Source organism: Streptomyces sp. WMMC940 (assembly GCF_027460265.1).
In the GTDB taxonomy this organism is placed as follows: Bacteria; Actinomycetota; Actinomycetes; order Streptomycetales; family Streptomycetaceae; genus Streptomyces.
Genome location: NZ_JAPZBC010000001.1, coordinates 2137594 through 2157841, shown reverse-complemented (window position 1 = coordinate 2157841; position 20248 = coordinate 2137594). Strand labels below are relative to the sequence as shown.

Here is a 20248-nt window from a genome sequence, read left to right as displayed (position 1 = left end):
CGTCCGGTGTGCGCGGTGCCCCGTCGGTCGTGCGCAGGTCTGCTTACAGACCAGGGTAAAGCGGGTGCTTCGCGGCGAGCGCCGAGACGCGGCCCCTGAGGGCGTCCGCATCGTACGAGGGCTTGAGCACCTCGGCGATGATGTCGGCGACCTCACGGAAGTCCTCGGCCCGGAAGCCGCGGGTGGCCAGCGCCGGGGTGCCGATCCGCAGGCCCGAGGTGACCATCGGCGGGCGGGGGTCGTTCGGGATCGCGTTGCGGTTGACGGTGATGCCGACCTCGTGGAGCCGGTCCTCGGCCTGCTGGCCGTCCAGCTCCGAGTGCCGCAGGTCCACCAGCACCAGGTGCACGTCCGTGCCGCCGGACAGCACGGAGACGCCCGCCTGCCTGACGTCGTCCTGCACCAGGCGCTCCGCGATGATCTTCGCGCCTTCCAGGGTGCGCTCCTGGCGCTCCTTGAACTCCTCCGAGGCCGCGACCTTGAAGGACACCGCCTTGGCGGCGATCACGTGCTCCAGCGGGCCGCCCTGCTGACCGGGGAAGACCGCGGAGTTGATCTTCTTGGCGAGTTCCGCCGTGGAGAGGATCACACCGCCGCGGGGGCCGCCCAGCGTCTTGTGGGTGGTGGTGGTCACGACATGGGCGTGCGGCACCGGGTTCGGGTGCAGCCCGGCGGCGACCAGACCCGCGAAGTGGGCCATGTCGACCATCAGGTACGCGCCGACCTCGTCCGCGATCCGGCGGAACGCGGCGAAGTCCAGCTGCCGCGGGTACGCCGACCAGCCGGCCACGATCAGCTTCGGCTTGGACTCCTTGGCGAGCCGCTCGACCTCGGCCATGTCGACCTGGCCGGTGGCGTCGTCCACGTGGTAGGCGACCACGTCGTAGAGCTTGCCGGAAAAGTTGATCTTCATGCCGTGGGTCAGGTGCCCGCCGTGCGCGAGGTTCAGACCCATGATCGTGTCGCCCGGCTTCAGCAGGGCGAACATCGCCGCCGCGTTGGCCTGGGCGCCCGAGTGCGGCTGTACGTTCGCGTGCTCGGCGCCGAACAGCTCCTTGATGCGGTCGATGGCGATCTGCTCGACGACATCGACGTGCTCGCAGCCGCCGTAGTAGCGGCGGCCGGGGTAGCCCTCGGCGTACTTGTTGGTGAGGACGGAGCCCTGCGCCTCCATGACCGCGACCGGGGCGAAGTTCTCCGACGCGATCATTTCCAGGGTGGACTGCTGACGGTGGAGCTCGGCGTCGACGGCGGCGGCGACGTCCGGGTCGAGCTCGTGGAGAGGGGTGTTGAGAAGCGACATCACGCGATCCCTAGGGTCGAGTCCTGGTCAGCTGGCGAAATCGGTGTACTCGGCGGCGGAGAGCAGGTCCTCCGGCTCCTCCGCGACCCGTACCTTGAACAGCCAGCCGCCCTCGAACGGGGCGGAGTTCACCAGGGACGGGTCGTCCACGACGTCCTGGTTGGCCTCGACGACCTCACCCGTCACCGGGGAGTACAGATCGCTGACCGACTTGGTCGACTCCAGCTCGCCGCAGGTCTCGCCCGCGGTCACCGTGTCACCGACCTCCGGGAGCTGGACGTACACGACGTCGCCGAGGGCGTTCGCCGCGTGCTCCGTGATGCCGACCGTCGAGACGCCGTCCTCGGCGGCCGACAGCCACTCGTGCTCCTTGCTGTAGCGCAGCTGCTGGGGGTTGCTCATGACCTGAATTCTCCTGTACGCGGGGAAGTGCTGCTGATGGGGGATGCCGGAGTGACTACTTCTGGCGCCTGTAGAAGGGGAGCGCCACGACCTCGTACGGCTCATGAGTACCGCGGATGTCGATGCCGACGCCCTCGGTGCCGGGCGTGGCGAGCGCGGCGTCCACGTAGGCGATGGCGAGCGGCTTGCCCAGGGTCGGCGACGGCGCGCCGGAGGTGACCTCGCCGACGACCTGGCCCCCGGAGACCACGGCCATCCCGGCCCGCGGCACCCGGCGGCCCCGGGCGACCAGGCCGACCAGCTTGCGCGGCGGGTTCGTGGCGGCACGCTCGGCGGCGGCCTCCAGGGCCTTGCGGCCGACGAAGTCGCCCTCCTTCTCGAACTTCACGACCCGGCCGAGACCGGCGTCGAAGGGGGTGAGCGACGTGGTCAGCTCGTGCCCGTACAGGGGCATGCCCGCCTCCAGGCGCAGCGTGTCACGGCAGGACAGGCCGCACGGCACGAGACCGGCCGGAGCACCGGCCTCGGTCAGCGCCCGCCACAGCGTCTCCGCGTGCCGCGGCTCGACGAACAGTTCGAAGCCGTCCTCGCCGGTGTAGCCGGTACGGGCGATCAATGCCGGGACGCCGGCGACGGTGCCGGGGAGGCCGGCGTAGTACTTCAGTCCGTCCAGGTCGGCGTCGGTGAGCGACTTGAGGATGCCGGGCGACTCGGGTCCCTGTACGGCGATGAGCGCATATGCGTCCCGGTCGTCGCGTACTGCCGCGTCGAAGCCCTCGGCACGCTCCGTGAGGGCGTCGAGGACGATCTGCGCGTTGGAGGCGTTGGCGACGACCATGTACTCCGTGTCGCCGAGGCGGTACACGATCAGGTCGTCGAGGATGCCGCCGTCCTCGCGGCAGATCATCGTGTAGCGGGCGCGGCCGGTGGCGACGCCGCCGATGTTGCCGACCAGCGCGTAGTCCAGCAGGGCGGCGGCCTGCGGTCCGGTCACGGTGATCTCGCCCATGTGGGAGAGGTCGAAGAGACCGGCCTTCGAGCGGACGGCGTTGTGCTCGTCGCGCTCACTCGCGTACCGCAGCGGCATGTCCCAGCCGGCGAAATCGGTCATGGTCGCGCCCAGCGAGCGATGCAGGGCATCAAGGGCGGTGAGACGGGGGGCGTTGCTCATGGATGGGGCTCCCAGGGCATGACTGGCGAGGACGATCCTCCCCATCTGTCATCGAAACCTGAGAGGTTCGTCACGACCACACGTAGCGGACGTACGCGGAGGGCGTGACTTGCACCTTGGGTGGAACCGCAGGGACTGCGGCTCGCTTTTCAGATCTGCCTCGTCGCGCGCGGTACGGGGCCTGAGAGATTCAAGGGAGGGACTTGCTCCTTCGGCGCCCGGCCCACACAGTGGCCGGGACTCTCCCGCGCGGATTCAAGCGGCCGGTATGCAGTTTGCGCGGACATCATTGCACGGGTGCCCTCGTCGGCAAATCACTTGTCGGTCATTACCTTTTCTTTAAGCTTCTTGGGCAGGGTCTCGAGACCCGACAGGGGGAGAGTGAGCTGATGACGTTGCAGCAGTCCGGTGCCTGTCCGGCGACCGCAGGGGTCCCCGCCCGGCCCCGAGCCGCCGGGGCTACCCGCCCCGGCCTGCCGATCGGCCTCACCACGGCCCAGCCCCTCGTGCGTGACCTGCGGGAACGCGAGGGGCGCGGCCCACGCGCCCTGGTGTTCCGCCGCGGCGACGTGGTCGTCATCTCCGGGCTGCCCGGCAGCGGAAAGTCCACGCTCATCCGGCGGGCGGCCGACGGGGGCGGGATCGACTCCCAGGACGCCCGGGACCGCTGGGACCGGCGGATGCCCCGTGCCCTGCCGTACGCCGTCTACCGTCCGCTCGTCCGGCTCGCGCACTACGCGGGCCTGCGCCGGGCGCTGCGCTCCGGCGAGAGCGTGATCGTGCACGACTGCGGCACCCAGTCGTGGGTCCGGCGCTGGCTGGCCCGGGAGGCCCGCAGACGGGGGCGCGACCTCCATCTGCTGCTGCTGGACGTCACCCCCGAGACCGCCCGCGCGGGCCAGCGGGAGCGCGGCCGCGGCGTCTCCGGCTACGCCTTCGCCCGCCACCGCCGAGCGGTCTCCCACCTCCTCCGCGCGGCCGAACGCGGCCACCTCCCCGCGGGCTGCGCCTCCGCGACCCTCCTCGACCGCGCGGCGGCCTCCGCGCTCACCCGGATCGGCTTCACCGAGACGCCCTGAGGACCTGAGGCCGGGCGAGGCGCGGTGGGCGGGTCGACCGGCCCGACGGCCCCACGGGCCGACGACAGGACCGGACCGGCCGGCTTCGCGGCCGGTGCGCGGGGACGTGGCCGGGTCGGCTCGGGCCGCGCCACGGGCCCTGGGGCACCGGGCCGCAGACGGGCGGTTCCGGGCTGCGGGCTCGGTCGCGCCCGCTGGTCGGCGTGGCCGCCCGGGCTGGTCGCCCCGCGCATGCCCCCGGGTGGCGCACGGACCCGCGACCCGTCTCCCCGCTGTCGGGAGCCCGTCGGCCGGCTCCTCCCGTACCGCCGACGGTGGCGTCCGGCGGACCCCACGCGGGTCATGGACCACACGGACACCGGGCGGTCTCCGTCCTGCCGGTATGCGGGCGCACCAGTGCCTCCCCGCCCCGGTGTCCGCGCCCGCGGCACGCGCCTGCCGCGCCCGCTACCCTGCTGTCGCAGGACGTCACGGCCGCCCGGCTCGGGTCGGCGGGGGAAGCAGGGATCACAGTGGACACGACATGGCCCGCCAATGAGCTCGAAGAGGTGCTGGCCGCATCGGTCGGGAACCCGTCGGCCGGAGGGCGGATCGTGGAGGTGCTCGGGCGGAGCGCCGTGTGGGTTCCGCTGCCCAACGGCGGCGGGCCGGACAGCGCCGACCTCGACCTGCCGACGATCGGCATCGACGGCGCCCCGTACGTCCCCGTCTTCAGCTCCCAGGAGCAGTTCCGCCTCGGCGCGGGCGACCACATGTCCGGCACCGTCGCGCCCGCCGTCGAGTTCGCCCGGGGCCTGCCCCCGCAGCTCGGTATCGCCGTGAACCCGGGCGGCGCCGTCGGCGTACCGCTGCCCCCGCCCGCCGTCGCCGAGCTGTGCCGCGCCGGCCGCACGCCGCTCGGGGGCCCTTCCCATGCCGGAGGCCCGGCGAGCGGCGGCCGGGTCCGGCTCTTCGAGCCCGACTGGCAGGAGGAGCCGGTCGACTTCCTCGCCGCCGCGGCCGGCGAGTTCGAGTCGACCCGCGTCGTCCAGACCGCCCGCCGGATCCTGGCCAGCATCGAGGGCGGCCCGCCGGTCCTGTTCGTCGGCGTCCAGCTCTCCGCCTTCGAGGGCCCCGACCGGAACGCCCCCATGGACGCACTCGGCCGTGCGCTCGGCCGGGTCGCCGTGCAGTGGCCGGTCAACCTGGTCCTGCTGGACATCGCCCAGGACCCCGTCGGCGACTGGATGCTGACCCGGGTCCGGCCCTTCTACACCCGGCAGTACGCGTAGACGTCAAGTTGGTGTCAGTACGGCCGCTTAAGCTGGTTTGATGACGTGGTCGCCGCACTCGCGTGCCCAGGGCGGCCCGAGGGAACGGCGGATCGAAGAGGGGCGGGACCCAGAGTGAGTGCGTCAGGCACCGCGGCGGCCGGGCAGGTCGAGCACATGCTGCGCCAGGTGACGCCCGGGCGCTACGACGCGTACGAGGCGCTGCTGCAGGCGCTCGCCGACGGCCGGGTGTGGATGCTCCTCTGGCACGGCCAGGCCGGATCCCCCGACGCCCAGTACGGGAACATGGAGGTGGACGGCCTCGGATACGCGCCCTGCGTCACCTCCGCGCAGGAGCTCTCCGCCTCGGGCTGGACCAGGGCCCACGAGGTGGCCGCCGGCGCCGACGTCGCCCGCGCCCTCTTCCCCGACCGCTGGGGCATCTGGCTCAACCCGCACGCGCCGGGCGGCGGAGTCGGTGTTCCCTGGCCCGATCTGCGCCGGATCGCCACCGGCCTCGACCGGATGCCCGCCGGTCCGCTGCGCCTGACGGAACCGGCCATCGAGATCCCCCAGTTCTACGCCCTGCTCACGCAGAACGCGCACCGTACCCCTGCCGTCCGCTCCCTGCGCAGGGCCTGGGTGCAGCCGTCGCTCGGCGCCCCGTACCTCGCCATCGGCCTGGACCTCTACGACACGGGCCGGCAGTCCGTAGAGTCGGTGCGCGCCATGATGCAGCAGTCGATCGCCGCAGTGCCGGACGGACTTCCGGTGTCGACCGTCGCCATGTCCGACGAGTACGACCCGGTCGCCATGTGGCTGCGGGCCAACACCCGCCCGTTCTACGACCGGGAGGCCCACGCCGGTCCTCCCCAGCAGTCCGGCTACGGATACCCTCCCGCTCAGTTCCCCCGCTGAGGGCCCGCCGGGGCCGCACCGCCCCGGCCAACCGGGCCGTGTGTCCGGGAAGTTAACGGGACGAGGGCCGATGTCCGGGATCGGACCGGTTTGGCGAGTGTCCGGGTCTCGACTGTGCATCACCGCTATGCGGACTGTTCTCCCGTTCGGGACTCGTCTGTAGTGTTCGGCCGGTCAAGACCTCCTCCACAGGCGGATTCCAGGGGTGGACCATGCCAATATTCAAGTCCAGAGCCGTCCAAGTGATCACAGCGGCCGTCGCGGTCGGCCTCGTCGCCACCGGCTGTGCGAGTGAGCGCGGCAAGGACGGCGACAAGGGCGGCGACAAGGACACCTTCGTCTTCGGTGCCCCGGGCGACCCGGGCTCCCTGGACCCCGCCCTCGCGAGCGACGGCGAGACCTTCCGGGTCACCCGTCAGGCGTTCGAGGCACTGCTGGAGCACGAGTCCGGCGGCAGCGAGCTCGTCGGAGGTCTCGCGGAGAAGTGGTCCAGCAACCCGGAGGGCACGGTCTGGACGTTCAACCTCCGCAAGGGCGTCAAGTTCCACGACGGTGAGGCGTTCAACGCCGCCGCGGTGTGCGCCAACTACGACCACTGGTTCAACTGGACGGGCACGTACCAGTTGGACGCCGTGTCGTACTACTGGCGAAAGATCATGGGCGGGTTCGCGAAGAACGAGGACCCGGAGGCTCCGAAGGCGAACTACAAGTCCTGCACCGCGAAGGACGACAGCACGGCGGTCATCGAGGTCAACGAGCCCTCGGCCAACCTGCCTGGTGGTTTCTCCCTCCAGGCCCTTGCGATCCACTCACCGAAGGCGCTCGAGGAGTACAAGAAGCAGCAGGCGACCTCCAAGGGTGACGCCATCACCTATCCCAAGTACAGCCAGGAGGCCGGCACGGTCGCCGGAACCGGCCCGTACCGGATCACGAAGTGGAACAAGGGCAACAAGGAAGTCTCCCTCGAGCGCTTCGACGACTACTGGGGCGAGAAGGCCAAGGTGAAGAACCTGGTCTTCCGTACGATCGACACCGAGGACGGCCGGCGTCAGGCGCTGCAGGCCGGTGACATCCACGGCTACGACCTGGTCGCGCCCGCCGACATCAAGACCCTCGAAGGCGCCGGTTTCACGGTGCCGACCCGTGACGTCTTCAACCTCTTCTACCTCGGCATGACCCAGGAGAAGAACCCGGCGCTGAAGAAGCCCGAGGTGCGTCAGGCGATCGCGCACGCCATCGACCGGGAGAACATCGTCAAGACCCAGCTCCCCGAGGGCGGCAAGGTCGCGACCCAGTTCATGCCGGACACCGTCGCCGGCTTCTCGGAGAACGTGAAGAAGTACCCCTTCGACACCGCGAAGGCCAAGTCGCTGCTGGCCGGCGCCAAGGAGGAGAACCTCGCGGTCGAGTTCTGCTACCCGACCGAGGTCACCCGCCCGTACATGCCCGCTCCGCAGGACATCTTCGAGCTGATGAAGGCCGACCTGGAGAAGGCCGGCATCAAGGTCACCCCGAAGCCGATGAAGTGGGCCCCGGACTACCTGGACGCCACCGAGGCCGGTTCCTGCGACCTGCACATGCTGGGCTGGACCGGTGACTTCAACGACGGCTTCAACTTCATCGGGACCTGGTTCGCGAAGAAGGACAAGCAGTGGGGCTTCGACGAGGCAAAGGTCTTCGACTCCGTGAACGCCGCGTCGAAGGAGGCGGACGCCGCCAAGCGCGTGGACGCGTACAAGAAGGCCAATGAGACGATCATGGAGTACCTGCCGGGGCTCCCGATCTCGTCCTCGCCGCCGGCCATCGCCTTCGGCAAGAACGTCAACCCGCCGAACGTCTCCCCGCTGACGCAGGAGAACTTCGCCGAGGTCTCCTTCAAGTAGCACACCGCATGGGGTCCGCCCGGCCACGGAACACACGTGGCCGGGCGGACCCGCATCCCATTCCCGTACCACTCGTACAACACACGCAAGAAAGGGGCATGCGGGGTGTTGCGACTCGTCGTACGACGACTGCTACAGCTGGTACCCACCCTGCTCGGCCTGTCGGTTCTGCTCTTCATCTGGCTGAACCGGCTGCCCGGCGGACCCGCCTCAGCGATCCTGGGCGAGCGGGCGACCGAAGCCGAAGTGGCACGCATCAACCGGGCGCTCGGACTCGACCAGCCGCTCTACGTCCAGTACGGACGCTTCCTCAAGCGCATCTTCGAACTCGACCTCGGCACCTCGACCCAGACGGGCCAGCCGGTGTGGGACGAGTTCGTCCTCCGCTTCCCGGCGACGGTCGAACTCAGCGTCGCCGCCATGCTGATCGCCGTGGCGGTCGGCATTCCGCTCGGCTACCTCGCCGCGCGCAAGCGCGGCGGCTGGCTCGACGTGGCCTCGGTATCCGGGTCGCTGGTCGGGATCTGCATCCCGGTCTTCTTCCTCGCCCTGATCCTCAAGGGCATCTTCGCGGTCAACCTCGGTCTCTTCCCGAGCTACGGCCGGATGGAAACGGGTCTCGACGCCACCAGCGTGACCGGATTCGCCGTCCTCGACGGCGTCCTCACCGGCGAGTTCGACGCCTCCTGGGACGCGATCATGCACCTGGTGCTGCCCGCGCTCGCCCTCTCCTCCATCCCGCTCGCCGTCATCGTGCGCATGACCCGCGCCAGTGTGCTGGAGGTCCTCGGCGAGGACTACATCCGCACCGCCGAGTCCAAGGGCCTGGAGCGGAAGACCGTCCGCGGCCGCCACATCCTGCGCAACGCGTTGCTGCCCGTGGTCACCGCGATAGGTCTGCTGACGGGAAGCCTGCTGTCCGGCGCCGTGCTCACGGAGTCGGTGTTCTCCTTCGGCGGCATCGGCTCCTTCATCCGGACGGCGATCGACGCCCGTGACTACCCCGTGCTCGTGGGCTTCATCATGTTCATCGCGACCGTGTACGTCCTGATCAACCTGCTGGTGGACCTCGCGTACAGCGTCATCGATCCGAGGGTGCGGGTGCACTGATGAGCCTGGCTACTACCAAGACATCGAAGATCGACCGGCTCGCGGAGCTCACCGCCAAGTCCGAGACGTCGAGCGGCGCAAGCCTCTGGCGGGAGGCCTTCCGCCGGCTGCGCTCCAGCAAGATGGCGATCATCGGTGCGGTGATCATCGCCGTGTTCGTCGTGGTGGCGATCGTGGGCCCGTGGTTCGCGCCGCACACCCCGACCGCCCAGACCTGGCGCGGTGAGGTCTTCCCCAACCAGGGCAGGTTCGTCGGCGCCCGCGGCGAGAACTGGCTCGGCCTGGACCACCTGGGCCGCGACATGTTCTCCCGCATGCTCGTGGGCTCCCGGCAGACGCTGCTGGTCGGCGTGGTCTCGATGCTCATCGGCTTGACCGTCGGCGCCGTCGTCGGCGCGCTGTCAGGGGCCGCGGCGACGCTCGGAGGCCGCGCGGGTCGGCGCCTCGACGATGCCATCATGCGTGTCACCGACATCATGCTTGCGCTGCCGTCGCTGCTGCTGGCCGTGTCCGTCGCCGCGGTGATGGGACAGTCGCTGACCACGGTGATGATCGCCGTCGGTGTGGTGCAGATCCCCATCTTCGCCCGGCTGCTGCGCGGTTCGATGCTCGCCCAGGGAGGCAAGGACTACGTGCTGGCCGCGCGGTCCCTCGGCATCCGCAAGCGGCGCATCGTGCTCACCCAGATCATGCCCAACTCGCTGAGCCCGGTGATCGTCCAGGCGACCCTCAGCCTCGCCACCGCCATCATCGAGGCGGCGGCGCTGTCCTACCTCGGCCTCGGCAACCCCGACCCGGCCGTTCCGGAGTGGGGCGTCATGCTCTCGCAGGCGCAGCGCTTCTTCGACAACGCGCCGATGATGTCGATGTACCCGGCGGTCGCCATCATCATCACCGCCCTGGGCTTCACCCTGCTCGGCGAGGCCATGCGCGAAGCCCTCGACCCGAAGCTGCGAGGTTGATGTCATGCCACTGCTCGATGTGGACGAACTCACCGTCACCTTCGGCGGACGCGGCCGCAAGGACGTCCAGGCCGTCAACGGGGTCTCCTTCTCCGTGGACGAGGGCCAGGTCGTCGGACTCGTCGGCGAGTCGGGCTGCGGGAAGTCCGTCACCTCGCTCGCCCTGATGGGCCTCCTCCCGCGCAAGGGCGTGACCCTCGGCGGACGGGCCGACTTCGACGGCGCCGACCTGCTGACGATGAGCCCCGGCAAGATCCGGGACCTGCGCGGCAGCAAGCTCGCGATGATCTTCCAGGACCCGCTGTCCTCCCTGAACCCGGTCATCCCGATCGGCGTCCAGGTGACCGAGATCCTCCAGCGCCACCGCGGTATGAAGGGCGAGGCCGCCCGCAAGGAGGCCGCGCACCTGCTGGACCGCGTCGGCATCCCCGACCCGGACCGCCGGCTGAAGGAGTACCCGCACCAGCTCTCCGGCGGTATGCGGCAGCGCGCGCTGATCGCCATGGCGGTGGCGTGTGCGCCCCGACTGCTCATCGCCGACGAGCCCACCACGGCGCTCGACGTCACCATCCAGGCGCAGATCCTCGAACTGCTCAAGGAACTCGTCGACCAGGAGGGCACCGCCCTGCTGATGATCACCCATGACCTGGGTGTCGTCGCCGGGCTCTGCGACCAGGTCAACGTGCTGTACGCGGGCAAGGTCGTCGAATCCGCGGGGCGGCGGGAGCTGTTCGCGCACCCGACGCACCCGTACACCCACGGGCTGCTCGGTTCCATTCCCCGGCTCGACGCCCCGCGCGGCGAGCCGCTGAACCCCATCCGCGGGTCCATCAACGACCAGATCGCCTGGGCCGACGGCTGCGCCTTCGCGCCCCGCTGCGACCGCTACGAGATGGGCTGCCTGACCGGCACGCCCCAACTGACCGAACCCCGCGAGGCCGGGCACGAGGCCCGCTGCGTCAACCCGGTCCTGGCCACGACGGAGGTCCCGGCATGAGCCTGCTCGAACTCGACGGAGTGAAGGTCCACTTCCCCGTCAAGAAGGGCATCCTCTTCGACCGCACGGTCGGCCACGTCTACGCCGTGGACGGCATCTCGCTGTCCGTCGAGGCCGGCCGGACGTACGGGCTCGTCGGTGAGTCCGGCTGCGGCAAGACCACGCTCGGGCGCGCGGTGCTGCGGCTCGTCGACGTCACGGACGGCAAGGTCGTCCTCGACGGCACGGACGTGGCGAAGCTGCCCGAGAAGCAGCTGCGCGGCTTCCGCCGCCGGATCCAGATGGTGTTCCAGGACCCGCTGGGCAGCCTCAACCCCCGGCAGAACATCGAGTCGATCCTGTCGGAGGGCATGGCCGCGCACGGCATCGGGGCGAACGAGAAGGAACGCCGGGAGAAGATCAAGGAGATCCTGGCGAAGGTCGGCCTTCCCGGGAACTCCCTGTCCCGATACCCGCACGAGTTCTCCGGCGGCCAGCGCCAGCGGATAGGCATCGCGCGGGCCCTCGTCCTCGAGCCGGACGTGATCATCTGCGACGAGCCGGTCTCGGCACTGGACGTCTCCATCCAGGCGCAGGTCATCAACCTGCTGGAGGAGCTCCAGGAATCGATGGGCCTGACGTATCTCGTCATAGCCCACGACCTCGCCGTCGTCCGGCACATCTCCGACGTCATCGGGGTCATGTACCTCGGTTCCCTGGTGGAGGAGGCCCCGAGCGACGCGCTGTACGAGGAGCCGAAGCACCCGTACACCAGGGCGCTGATGTCGGCGGTGCCGGTGCCGGACCCGGAGGTCGAGGACCGCCGCGAGCGCATTCTGCTGCTGGGGGACCTGCCGTCCCCCGCGAACCCGCCCGCGGGCTGCCGCTTCCACACGCGCTGCCCGTGGAAGCAGGACACGCTGTGCGCCACGGAGCGCCCCGAGCTCAAGGACCTCGGCGGCGGCCACAAGGTGGCGTGCCACTTCGCGGCGGAGATCGCGTCGGGTGAGATCGTCCGCACCTCGGGCGAGGTCGTCCCGGCGGTCCGTGAAGGCGTCGAGGACGTCGACCCGGAGGTCGTGGCCACGTCGGGCTCGCTGGCCGAAGCCCACGAGGATGCGGCGGACACGGCGGAGGCGGGGGAGACCGCCGTGCCTTCGCCCCGGGGCGAGAGTGCCGACGCCGACGCCGACGCCGACGCCGACGCTGATGGCGCCGAGGCGTCCGGGGCGGCCGAGGTTCCCGAGGTGCCGGCCGGTGCGGACGACGCCGGGGCTCCGGAGGCGTCCGACGGCGGGCCCGGCAAGCTCGGCAAGCTCGACAAGGAGGACGAGGCTTCCGAAGGGAAGACCTCGGACGCCCCCGCGGGCAAGTAGCGGTACGTCCGTCGGGGCGCGGGCCGTCGGCCCGCGCCCCGTCCCGCCCGGACCGGTGCCGGCGCGGGCCCGCTGTGCGCAGGCGGCACAATTGGGCGGTGCTCCAGGAACTGTTCACCCCCTCCGTCCAACACGCCCTCGACCTCGCCGGGATCTTCGTCTTCGCCATCTCCGGCGCCCTGCTCGCCGTGCGGAAGAACTTCGACGTCTTCGGCATCGCGGTGCTCGCCGAGGTCACCGCACTGGGCGGCGGGTTGTTCCGCGATCTGGTCATCGGCGCCGTACCCCCCGCCGCGTTCACGGACCTCGGGTACTTCGTGATGCCGCTCGTGGCGGCGGTGCTGGTCTTCTTCCTCCACCCCGAGGTCGAGCGGATCCAGGGCTCGGTCAACGTCTTCGACGCCGCCGGGCTGGGCCTGTTCGCCGTCACCGGCACGACCAAGGCGTACGAGTACGGCCTCGGCCTGACCGCCTCCGCGACGCTCGGGCTCGCGACGGCGGTCGGCGGCGGTGTACTGCGTGACGTCCTCGCGAACGAGGTGCCGTCGCTGCTGCGCTGGGACCGCGATCTGTACGCCGTGCCCGCGATCGTGGGGGCCACGATGGTCGTCCTCTTCATCCGCTTCGAGATGCTCAACGGGCTGACCAGCGGGTTTGCCGTCCTGATGGCCTTCCTCATGCGCCTGCTGGCGATGCGGTTCCACTGGCGGGCGCCACGCGCCTGGAACCGGAGATCGAGCGCGACCGAGCCCGGGAACGAGGGTTTCGGCAAAGCTACCGCTTAGTAGTTATCTGTTGTACGGTTCAGTCATGGCACAGGTGGCACAGGCAACCATCGGTAACAGCGAGTTCGACCGCGACACCGCTGTCACCCTCCGGGACTCCGGCGTACCCGGCGTCTACGACGCGGAGCTCTCCGCGGGCTGGACGATCATCACCGCCGTCAACGGCGGCTATCTGCTGGCGCTGCTCGGACGCGCCCTCGGGGAGGCCCTCCCGCACCCCGATCCGTTCACGGTCTCGGCGCACTACCTCAGCCCCTCCGCGCCCGGCCCCGCGGTGATCCGCACCGAGACGATCCGCACCGGACGCACGCTCTCCACCGGCCAGGCCTCCCTCTTCCAGTACGCGGAGGACGGCACCGAGGTCGAGCGCATCCGCGTGCTCGCCACCTACGGCGACCTGGACGCACTGCCCGGCGACGTCAGGACGACCGCACTGCCTCCGGCCATCCCGGCCTACCAGGACTGCCTCGGCCCGGACGACGGTCCGGCCCCCGCCATCCCGGGCTCCTCGGCCATCACCGAGCGGCTGAACATCAAGCTCGACCCCGCCACCGTCGGCTGGGCGGTCGGCGCTCCCTCGGGCAGAGGGGAGATGCGGGGCTGGTTCGGACTCGCCGACGGTCGCGACGCCGACCCGCTCTCGCTGCTGCTGACGGTCGACGCGCTCCCGCCGACCTCGTTCGAGCTGGGGCTGAAGGGCTGGACGCCGACCGTCGAGCTCACCACCCACATCCGCTGCCGCCCGGCACCGGGGCCGCTGCGCGTCTCCATCACCACCCGCAATCTCGCGGGCGGCTTCCTGGAGGAGGACGCCGAGGTGTGGGACAGCGCGGACCGTCTGGTCGCCCAGTCCCGCCAGCTGGCGAAGGCGCCGCTCCCGCACGGCTGACCCGCGGTTGCCGGTCGGAGGCCGGCCGGGCGGGCTCCGCACGCGAACCGCCGTCCCCACCCGCCGCCGTCCTCGGTCGCGGGCGCGGCGGAGGGGCGCCCTCCCGCACCCGGGCGGGTGGCCGGGGAGTGTCGGTGCTCCGGGACGGCTTCGCGGGCATGGGACGCTCGCCCACGCCGGGGCGGGGTGCGTCACCGGACGGTCCGCGTCCGCGGAACCGGTTCCGGTGGTACCGGGAGCGGACCCCGGCGCGGTCCCGGCCACCGCGTGGCCGCCCCGTCGCAGGAGGCCGGATGGATGTCAGCACGTTCTACGCCCTGTTCGCCGCCACCTGCTTCACGCTCGTCGGCCTCTGGTGGAACGTCGTGCAGGGCCACGACGACTGGATGCGCCGACCGGCGCTGCGCCGCGTCGTCGGGGGGATCTACCTCTCGTTCCTGCTGCCGGCGCTGATGGGGCTGTTCGCCCAGGTCGGCGGAGATGCCACCCCGGGGCTCTGGCGTGCGAGCTTCGCCCTGCTCGCCGTGATCGGCTGTGTGTGCACGCTCCGGCTCCTCGCCCACGGGCGCAGGGGCGGCTCGTCCCCGTTCCTTGCCGCGACCATGGGCGCGGCGGCGCTGATCTACGTCCTGATCGCGGTGGTGGGGACGGTGCCCGAGATCGCGGGATCGATCGGTCTCGCGCCGATCCAGGCGGAGGCGGTGCTGCTGATCCTGCTGGTGGTGCTGGGGCACGGCCTCGTGTGGCGCTTCATGGCGGGGGAGGGGCGTCCGGCCGGGGACGAGTAGGGCGCGCCTGCCGTGAGCCCGGCGGCGGATGTCCGCCACCGCGGCCGGGCGGGAGCGACCCTCGGAGGGGCGTGCGGTGGCGCGCGTCTCAGCGCCCGGTGGCGCGCCCCGCCCAGTGGAGGCGGCCGAGCGACACCAGCCGGAGCCGGTCGCGGGCGGTACGGGCGACCTGTACCTCGCCCGGCCCCTCGGGGGCGCCGGACCCGTCGGTCTCCTGGGCCGTGAGGAAGGCCGAGGCCGTCATCACCATGTGCTCCACGTACACGCCCGCCAGCATGTGCAGATCCTCCTCGCTCCAGCCCGCCGACACCGGCTCGCGCCCGAGCGCCGCCGCCACCTCCTCGGTGAAGGCGTCGAGTTGGGCGGCGATCGCGGCGCGGACCGGCCCGACGCCGCCGTGCCGCTCGCGCGCGATGAAGCGGAAGTGGGCCGGCTGCTCCCGGACGTGACGGGCGATGAGGTCCACGGTCCGGGCGATCCGCACCTCGGCGTCGCCGGTCTCCGCGAGGATCGCCCCGATCAGCCCGTGCAGACTGCCCAGCGTCTCCTCGACCAGGGCCACACCGAGCTCCGCCACATCCGCGAAGTGCCGGTAGAACGCCGTCGGCGCCACGCCCACCGCCCGTGTCAGCTCGCGCAGTCCGAGACTGCTCAGGCTCTGGTGCTCCAGCAGCCGCAACGCGGCGTCCAGCAGTGCCTGACGGGTCTTCAACTTCTGGGCCTGGCGGACGCCGACGGTGTGACTCATACCATTCAGTAAACAGCTGTTCTCTGGTATGCGAAAGCCTAGACTGGGTAGTCAGTAAACAATCGTACTCCGAGTTCTGTGCCCGCGCCGCGGGCCGTTCTCCGGACCGGCTCCGAGTCCATCTGCGAAAGGAAGGTCGAGGAAGATGATCGCCCTCGTCGCCGCGGTCGCCTTACTGGGCGTCCTCCTGGGTGCCGTGGCCCACATCCCGCTGCCCGTGACCACCGCGGCCGCCGCCGTCATCGGCGTATGGCTGCTCGTGTTCGCCGTGCGTGAGCGCCACGCGCGCCGGGCCGCCCGCTGACCCGAGGAGGGACATCGTGGAACTGACCGCACCCGCCCGCCGGTTCACCGGTACGCGCGATGCCGACGGCATGGCCGTCGCGTCGTTCGTCCTCGGACTGGTCGGGCTGCTCGTGATGAACATCGTGCTCGGCCCCGTCGCCGTCGTCCTCTCCGGCCTCGCGCTGCGGCGCGGAACCGCACGGCGCGGACGGGCACTGCTGGGCCTGGCGCTCGGCATCGCAGACCTCGTCGTCCTCGCCGCGCTCGTCGTGGGCAACGGCGGCGTCGTCTGGAGTCCGGTCGGCTGACCCGTCCGGGCCCCCGGGGCGGAAGCCGGGCTCCGGGCGGCTCGTAGAATCGTGTCCACCATGGCTTACCTCGACCACGCCGCGACCACTCCGATGCTTCCGGAGGCGATCGAGGCGATGACCGCCCAGCTCGCCGTCACCGGCAACGCCTCGTCGTTGCACGCAGCGGGCCGCAGGGCCCGCCGTACCGTCGAGGAGGCCCGCGAGACCCTCGCGGAGGCGCTCGGGGCGCGCCCCAGCGAGGTCGTCCTCACCTCCGGCGGCACCGAGGCGGACAACCTGGCCGTCAAGGGCCTCTACTGGGCCCGCCGCGCCGCCGACCCGCGCCGCACCCGCGTACTCGCCAGCCCGGTCGAGCACCACGCCGTCCTCGACGCCGTGCACTGGCTCGCCGAGCACGAGGGCGCGAACGTCGAGTACCTCCCCGTCGACAGCCACGGCCGGGTGCACCCGGAGGCGTTCCGGGAGGCCCTCGAACGCGACCCCTCGGACGTGGCCCTCGCCACCGTCATGTGGGCCAACAACGAGATCGGCACCGTCATGCCGATCCGCGAACTCGCCGACGCCGCCGCCGAGTTCGGGGTACCGCTGCACTCCGACGCGGTGCAGGCCGTCGGGCAGCTCGACGTCGACTTCGCCGCCTCCGGCCTGGCCGCGATGACCGTCAGCGGCCACAAGATCGGCGGCCCCTACGGCGTCGGCGCGCTGCTGCTGGGCCGCGAGCACACGCCCGTGCCCGTGCTGCACGGCGGCGGCCAGGAACGCCATGTGCGCTCCGGGACGCTGGACGTCCCCGCCGTCGCCGCCTTCGCCGCGGCCGGCCGGCTCGCCGCCGAGCGCCGCGAGGACTTCGCCCGCGAGATCGGCGCCCTGCGCGACCGGCTCGTCGGCGCCGTCCTCGACGCCGTGCCCGACGCGATCCTCGGCGGCGACCCGGCCGACCGGCTCCCGGCCAACGCCCACTTCACGTTCCCCGGCTGCGAGGGCGACTCGCTGCTGCTGCTCCTGGACGCCCAGGGCATCGAGTGCTCCACCGGCTCGGCCTGCACGGCGGGCGTCGCCCAGCCCAGCCACGTCCTCCTCGCCACCGGCACCGATCCGGCCCTGGCCCGCGGCACGCTCCGCTTCAGCCTCGGCCACACCTCCACGGCGGAGGACGTCGAAGCCGTCGCCAAGGCGATCGGACCAGCCGTGGAGCGGGCCCGCACGGCGGGGCTCAGCTAGAGCCGCGTCAGGCGACGTGGCGTCCCGTCGCGACGCCCGGCACGGCGACTCGCGGTGTTGCCGGATCGACCGAACAGGCCCACTACTGTAGGAGTTCGTTCCGGCGCCTTGCGATCCTTCCCCTCGGCCCGGAGGGCCGGGGGAGACCCCTTCAAACCTCGCCGGACGCGGTACCAGCCGCCGTCGCACCCGGCGACGGCCGGGCGGCCAGCGCCTGCCGCACCATCGGCAGGTACCGGTCCCAGTCCCAGTGCGGGCCGGGGTCCGTGTGGTCGGTCCCCGGCACCTCGACGTGGCCGATGACGTGCTCCCGGTCCACGGGGATCCCGTACCGCGCGCAGATGCCGGCCGTCAGCCGCGCCGACGAGGCGTACATCGCGTCCGTGAAGTCCTCGGGGCGGTCGACGAAGCCCTCGTGCTCGATGCCTATGCTCCGCTCGTTCACGTCCCGGTTGCCCGCGTGGAAGGCGACGTCGAGCTCGCGGATCATCTGCGCGACCCGCCCGTCCTTGCCCACCACGTAGTGCGCGGCGGCGCCGTGTCCCGGGTCCTTGAACACCCTCAGGGCCGTCCGGTAGCTGCCCTGGACGACATGGATCACGACCCGGTCGATCGTGTAGTCGTCCGGCCGGTCGGCCCGGCGCCAGTTCGCCCGGGAGGCCGCCGTCCACACCGCGCCCGCGTGGTCCAGCTCCCCCTCCACCCGCTTCTTCTCCATGCCGGGCAGCCGCCACCACAGCCGCCTCAGCTCGTCCTGGGCCACCACGCCCGCCCCGACCAGCGCCGCCCCGCCACCGATCAGCACGGCCCGTCTGCCGACGCCGCGCTGTGCCTTCCTGCCGCCCATGCCACCCCTCTTCGCACCCGATCACCTCACGAACGTCCACTCCCGGGCATTCGGTTCCCGGCGCCCCGTACCCTGGTAGGGCTATGACTGAGACACGCCAGCGTCCCCTCCGCGTCCTCGCCGCCATGTCCGGCGGCGTGGACTCCGCCGTCGCCGCCGCACGTGCCGCCGAAGCGGGCCACGACGTGACCGGAGTGCATCTGGCGCTCTCGGCGAACCCGCAGTCGTTCCGCACCGGCGCGCGCGGCTGCTGCACCATCGAGGACTCCCGCGACGCCCGCCGCGCCGCGGACGTCATCGGCATCCCCTTCTACGTCTGGGACCTCGCCGAGCGGTTCCGCGAGGACGTGGTCGAGGACTTCGTCGCGGAGTACGAGGCGGGCCGCACCCCCAACCCCTGCCTGCGCTGCAACGAGAAGATCAAGTTCGCGGCCCTGCTCGACAAGGCGCTCGCCCTGGGATTCGACGCCGTGTGCACGGGCCACTACGCGACCGTGGTCGTGCGTGAGGACGGCGGCCGCGAACTGCACCGCGCCGGCGACATGGCCAAGGACCAGTCCTATGTGCTCGGCGTGCTCGACGAGCGGCAACTCGCCCACGCGATGTTCCCGCTGGGCGACACACTCACCACCAAGGACGAGATCCGCGCGGAGGCCGAGCGGCGCGGACTGGCCGTGGCCAGGAAGCCCGACAGCCACGACATCTGCTTCATCGCCGACGGCGACACCCAGGGCTTCCTCGCCGGGCGGCTCGGCCGGGCGGAGGGCGACATCGTCGACGAGTCCGGCACCAAGCTGGGCACCCACGACGGCGCCTACGGCTTCACCATCGGCCAGCGCAAGGGCCTGCGCATCGGCCACCCCGCGCCCGACGGCAAGCCGCGCTACGTCCTGGACATCTCGCCGGTGAGCAACACGGTCACCGTCGGCCCGGCCGAGGCGCTGGAGGTCTCCGCGCTCACCGCGGTCAAGCCCCGCTGGTGCGGCACGGCGCCCAACGGCCCCGGCACGTACACGGCGCAGCTGCGCGCCCACGGCGGCGAGACGGAGGTCTCGGCGGAGCTGGTGGACGGCGAGCTGCGGGTGGCGTTCACGGAACCCGTGCGCGGGGTCGCCCCCGGCCAGGCGATCGTGCTGTACGACGGCACGCGCGTGGTCGGGTCGGCGACGATCGCCTCGACGACGCGCCGGCAGAGCCCGGTCACGGCCTGAGGCCATTCCGGCGCACCGGGCCGCCGGCGCCGGAAGGGCCGGGCAGCGGATGCGCGCGCACCGCGCCGGCGAAGCACCCCCGGGCCGGGTGCCCCCGGTTCCCTCGTCGTACGAGGGCGGTTCCCGGCCGTTTCCTCCCGGCCGCCGACCGCGCGGGCCGGGTGTCGGCGGCGGCCCGTACCGTGACCCCATGGACATCTGCGTCTTCCTCTCCGCCGCCGACCTCGACGACCGCTACACCGGCCCCGCCCGCGAGTTCGCCGAGTTGCTCGGCAAGGGCGGGCACACGCTCGTCTGGGGCGGCTCCGACGTCGGTCTGATGAAGGTCGTCGCGGACGGGGTGCACAAGGCCGGCGGCCGCCTGGTCGGGGTCTCGGTGGAGTTCCTCCAGGACAAGGCCAGGCCGGTCGCCGACGAGATGCTCGTGGCGCGGGACCTCGCCGAGCGCAAGGCGCTGCTCCTGGCCAAGTCCGACGCGGTGGTGATCATGGTGGGCGGCACGGGCACGCTGGACGAGGCCACGGAGATCCTGGAGCTGAAGAAGCACGGCCACACGGCGAAGCCGGTGGTGCTGCTCAACACGGCGGGGTTCTACGACGGGCTGAAGCAGCAGTTCCAGCGCATGGACGACGAGGGCTTCCTCCCGGTGCCCCTCACCGACCTGGTCTTCTTCGCCGAGGACGCGGTCGGCGCCCTCGCCTACCTCGAGGAAGGCGCGGGGGTGCGGTGATGC

General features: G+C 71.5%; 21 protein-coding genes and 1 riboswitch. Of the genes, 16 read left to right on the top strand and 5 right to left on the bottom strand.

Features of this window, described 5'->3' with window-relative positions:
• Positions 1–43: 43 nt before the first annotated feature.
• Genes glyA through gcvT form a run of 3 tightly spaced genes read right to left on the bottom strand, consistent with a single transcriptional unit; the run spans position 44 to position 2876 of the window.
• Positions 44–1303 carry a serine hydroxymethyltransferase gene (gene glyA, locus O7595_RS09415; protein ID WP_269728263.1) on the bottom strand — a complete coding sequence of 420 codons (1260 nt, stop codon included), beginning with the start codon at positions 1301–1303 and terminating at the stop codon, positions 44–46.
• 27 nt (positions 1304–1330) lie between these two features.
• Complete coding sequence (gene gcvH, locus O7595_RS09410) at positions 1331–1705, bottom strand: glycine cleavage system protein GcvH (RefSeq protein WP_138053026.1); 375 nt, start codon at positions 1703–1705, stop codon at positions 1331–1333.
• A gap of 55 nt (positions 1706–1760) precedes the next feature.
• Positions 1761–2876 carry a glycine cleavage system aminomethyltransferase GcvT gene (gcvT, locus tag O7595_RS09405; protein WP_269728262.1) on the bottom strand — a complete coding sequence of 372 codons (1116 nt, stop codon included), beginning with the start codon at positions 2874–2876 and terminating at the stop codon, positions 1761–1763.
• Positions 2877–3036: 160 nt separating this feature from the next.
• A riboswitch (glycine riboswitch) is annotated at positions 3037–3134 on the bottom strand.
• A 131-nt stretch (positions 3135–3265) separates the two neighbouring features.
• On the opposite strand from gcvT, the gene O7595_RS09400 reads away from it, so the two are divergent.
• From O7595_RS09400 to O7595_RS09350, 11 genes are all read left to right on the top strand, one after another.
• Entirely contained in the window at positions 3266–3955 is a 690-nt protein-coding gene (locus tag O7595_RS09400; RefSeq protein ID WP_269728261.1) for an AAA family ATPase, read from the top strand.
• Between the two features lie 512 nt (positions 3956–4467).
• Complete coding sequence (locus tag O7595_RS09395) at positions 4468–5226, top strand: enhanced serine sensitivity protein SseB (RefSeq protein WP_269728260.1); 759 nt, start codon at positions 4468–4470, stop codon at positions 5224–5226.
• A gap of 114 nt (positions 5227–5340) precedes the next feature.
• Positions 5341–6123, top strand: a complete 783-nt coding sequence (locus O7595_RS09390) for an enhanced serine sensitivity protein SseB C-terminal domain-containing protein (RefSeq protein WP_269728259.1) — start codon at positions 5341–5343, stop codon at positions 6121–6123.
• A gap of 212 nt (positions 6124–6335) precedes the next feature.
• A complete protein-coding gene (locus O7595_RS09385) occupies positions 6336–8006 on the top strand; it encodes an ABC transporter substrate-binding protein (protein ID WP_269728258.1) in 1671 nt (556 codons plus the stop codon).
• A gap of 105 nt (positions 8007–8111) precedes the next feature.
• Positions 8112–9116: an ABC transporter permease gene (locus O7595_RS09380; RefSeq protein WP_269728257.1), complete on the top strand. Its 1005-nt coding sequence runs from the start codon at positions 8112–8114 to the stop codon at positions 9114–9116.
• A complete protein-coding gene (locus O7595_RS09375; protein WP_269728256.1) occupies positions 9116–10078 on the top strand; it encodes an ABC transporter permease in 963 nt (320 codons plus the stop codon). The genes O7595_RS09380 and O7595_RS09375 overlap by 1 nt, the downstream gene beginning before the upstream one ends.
• A 4-nt stretch (positions 10079–10082) precedes the next feature.
• Entirely contained in the window at positions 10083–11075 is a 993-nt protein-coding gene (locus O7595_RS09370; protein ID WP_269728255.1) for an ABC transporter ATP-binding protein, read from the top strand.
• Positions 11072–12430, top strand: coding sequence for an ABC transporter ATP-binding protein (locus O7595_RS09365; protein WP_269728254.1), 1359 nt, complete (start codon positions 11072–11074; stop codon positions 12428–12430). The genes O7595_RS09370 and O7595_RS09365 overlap by 4 nt, the downstream gene beginning before the upstream one ends.
• 98 nt (positions 12431–12528) lie before the next feature.
• The gene (locus O7595_RS09360; RefSeq protein WP_269728253.1) at positions 12529–13215 is read left to right on the top strand and encodes a trimeric intracellular cation channel family protein; all 687 of its coding nucleotides are present in this window, start codon (positions 12529–12531) and stop codon (positions 13213–13215) included.
• 25 nt (positions 13216–13240) lie between these two features.
• On the top strand, positions 13241–14104 hold the full coding sequence (locus O7595_RS09355; RefSeq protein ID WP_269728252.1) for a thioesterase family protein: 864 nt from the start codon (positions 13241–13243) through the stop codon (positions 14102–14104).
• 293 nt (positions 14105–14397) lie between these two features.
• A complete protein-coding gene (locus tag O7595_RS09350) occupies positions 14398–14892 on the top strand; it encodes a hypothetical protein (RefSeq protein ID WP_269728251.1) in 495 nt (164 codons plus the stop codon).
• Between the two features lie 88 nt (positions 14893–14980).
• On the opposite strand, the gene O7595_RS09345 is transcribed toward O7595_RS09350, so the two are convergent.
• On the bottom strand, positions 14981–15640 hold the full coding sequence (locus O7595_RS09345; protein ID WP_269728250.1) for a TetR family transcriptional regulator: 660 nt from the start codon (positions 15638–15640) through the stop codon (positions 14981–14983).
• A 145-nt stretch (positions 15641–15785) separates the two neighbouring features.
• Between O7595_RS09345 and O7595_RS09340 the strand changes: the two genes are divergently transcribed.
• The 3 genes from O7595_RS09340 to O7595_RS09330 are packed head-to-tail and all read left to right on the top strand — an operon-like array spanning position 15786 to position 17457.
• The gene (locus O7595_RS09340; RefSeq protein ID WP_269728249.1) at positions 15786–15944 is read left to right on the top strand and encodes a hypothetical protein; all 159 of its coding nucleotides are present in this window, start codon (positions 15786–15788) and stop codon (positions 15942–15944) included.
• A gap of 16 nt (positions 15945–15960) precedes the next feature.
• Complete coding sequence (locus O7595_RS09335; RefSeq protein ID WP_269728248.1) at positions 15961–16233, top strand: DUF4190 domain-containing protein; 273 nt, start codon at positions 15961–15963, stop codon at positions 16231–16233.
• Positions 16234–16293: 60 nt separating this feature from the next.
• Positions 16294–17457 carry a cysteine desulfurase family protein gene (locus O7595_RS09330; RefSeq protein ID WP_269728247.1) on the top strand — a complete coding sequence of 388 codons (1164 nt, stop codon included), beginning with the start codon at positions 16294–16296 and terminating at the stop codon, positions 17455–17457.
• Between the two features lie 151 nt (positions 17458–17608).
• On the opposite strand, the gene O7595_RS09325 is transcribed toward O7595_RS09330, so the two are convergent.
• The gene (locus O7595_RS09325; protein ID WP_269728246.1) at positions 17609–18304 is read right to left on the bottom strand and encodes an N-acetylmuramoyl-L-alanine amidase; all 696 of its coding nucleotides are present in this window, start codon (positions 18302–18304) and stop codon (positions 17609–17611) included.
• An 83-nt stretch (positions 18305–18387) separates the two neighbouring features.
• Here O7595_RS09325 and mnmA point away from each other — a divergent pair, with 83 nt between their 5' ends.
• A complete protein-coding gene (gene mnmA, locus O7595_RS09320; RefSeq protein WP_269728245.1) occupies positions 18388–19515 on the top strand; it encodes a tRNA 2-thiouridine(34) synthase MnmA in 1128 nt (375 codons plus the stop codon).
• Positions 19516–19705: 190 nt separating this feature from the next.
• On the top strand, positions 19706–20245 hold the full coding sequence (locus O7595_RS09315) for a TIGR00730 family Rossman fold protein (RefSeq protein ID WP_269728244.1): 540 nt from the start codon (positions 19706–19708) through the stop codon (positions 20243–20245).
• Positions 20246–20248 lie beyond the last annotated feature (3 nt).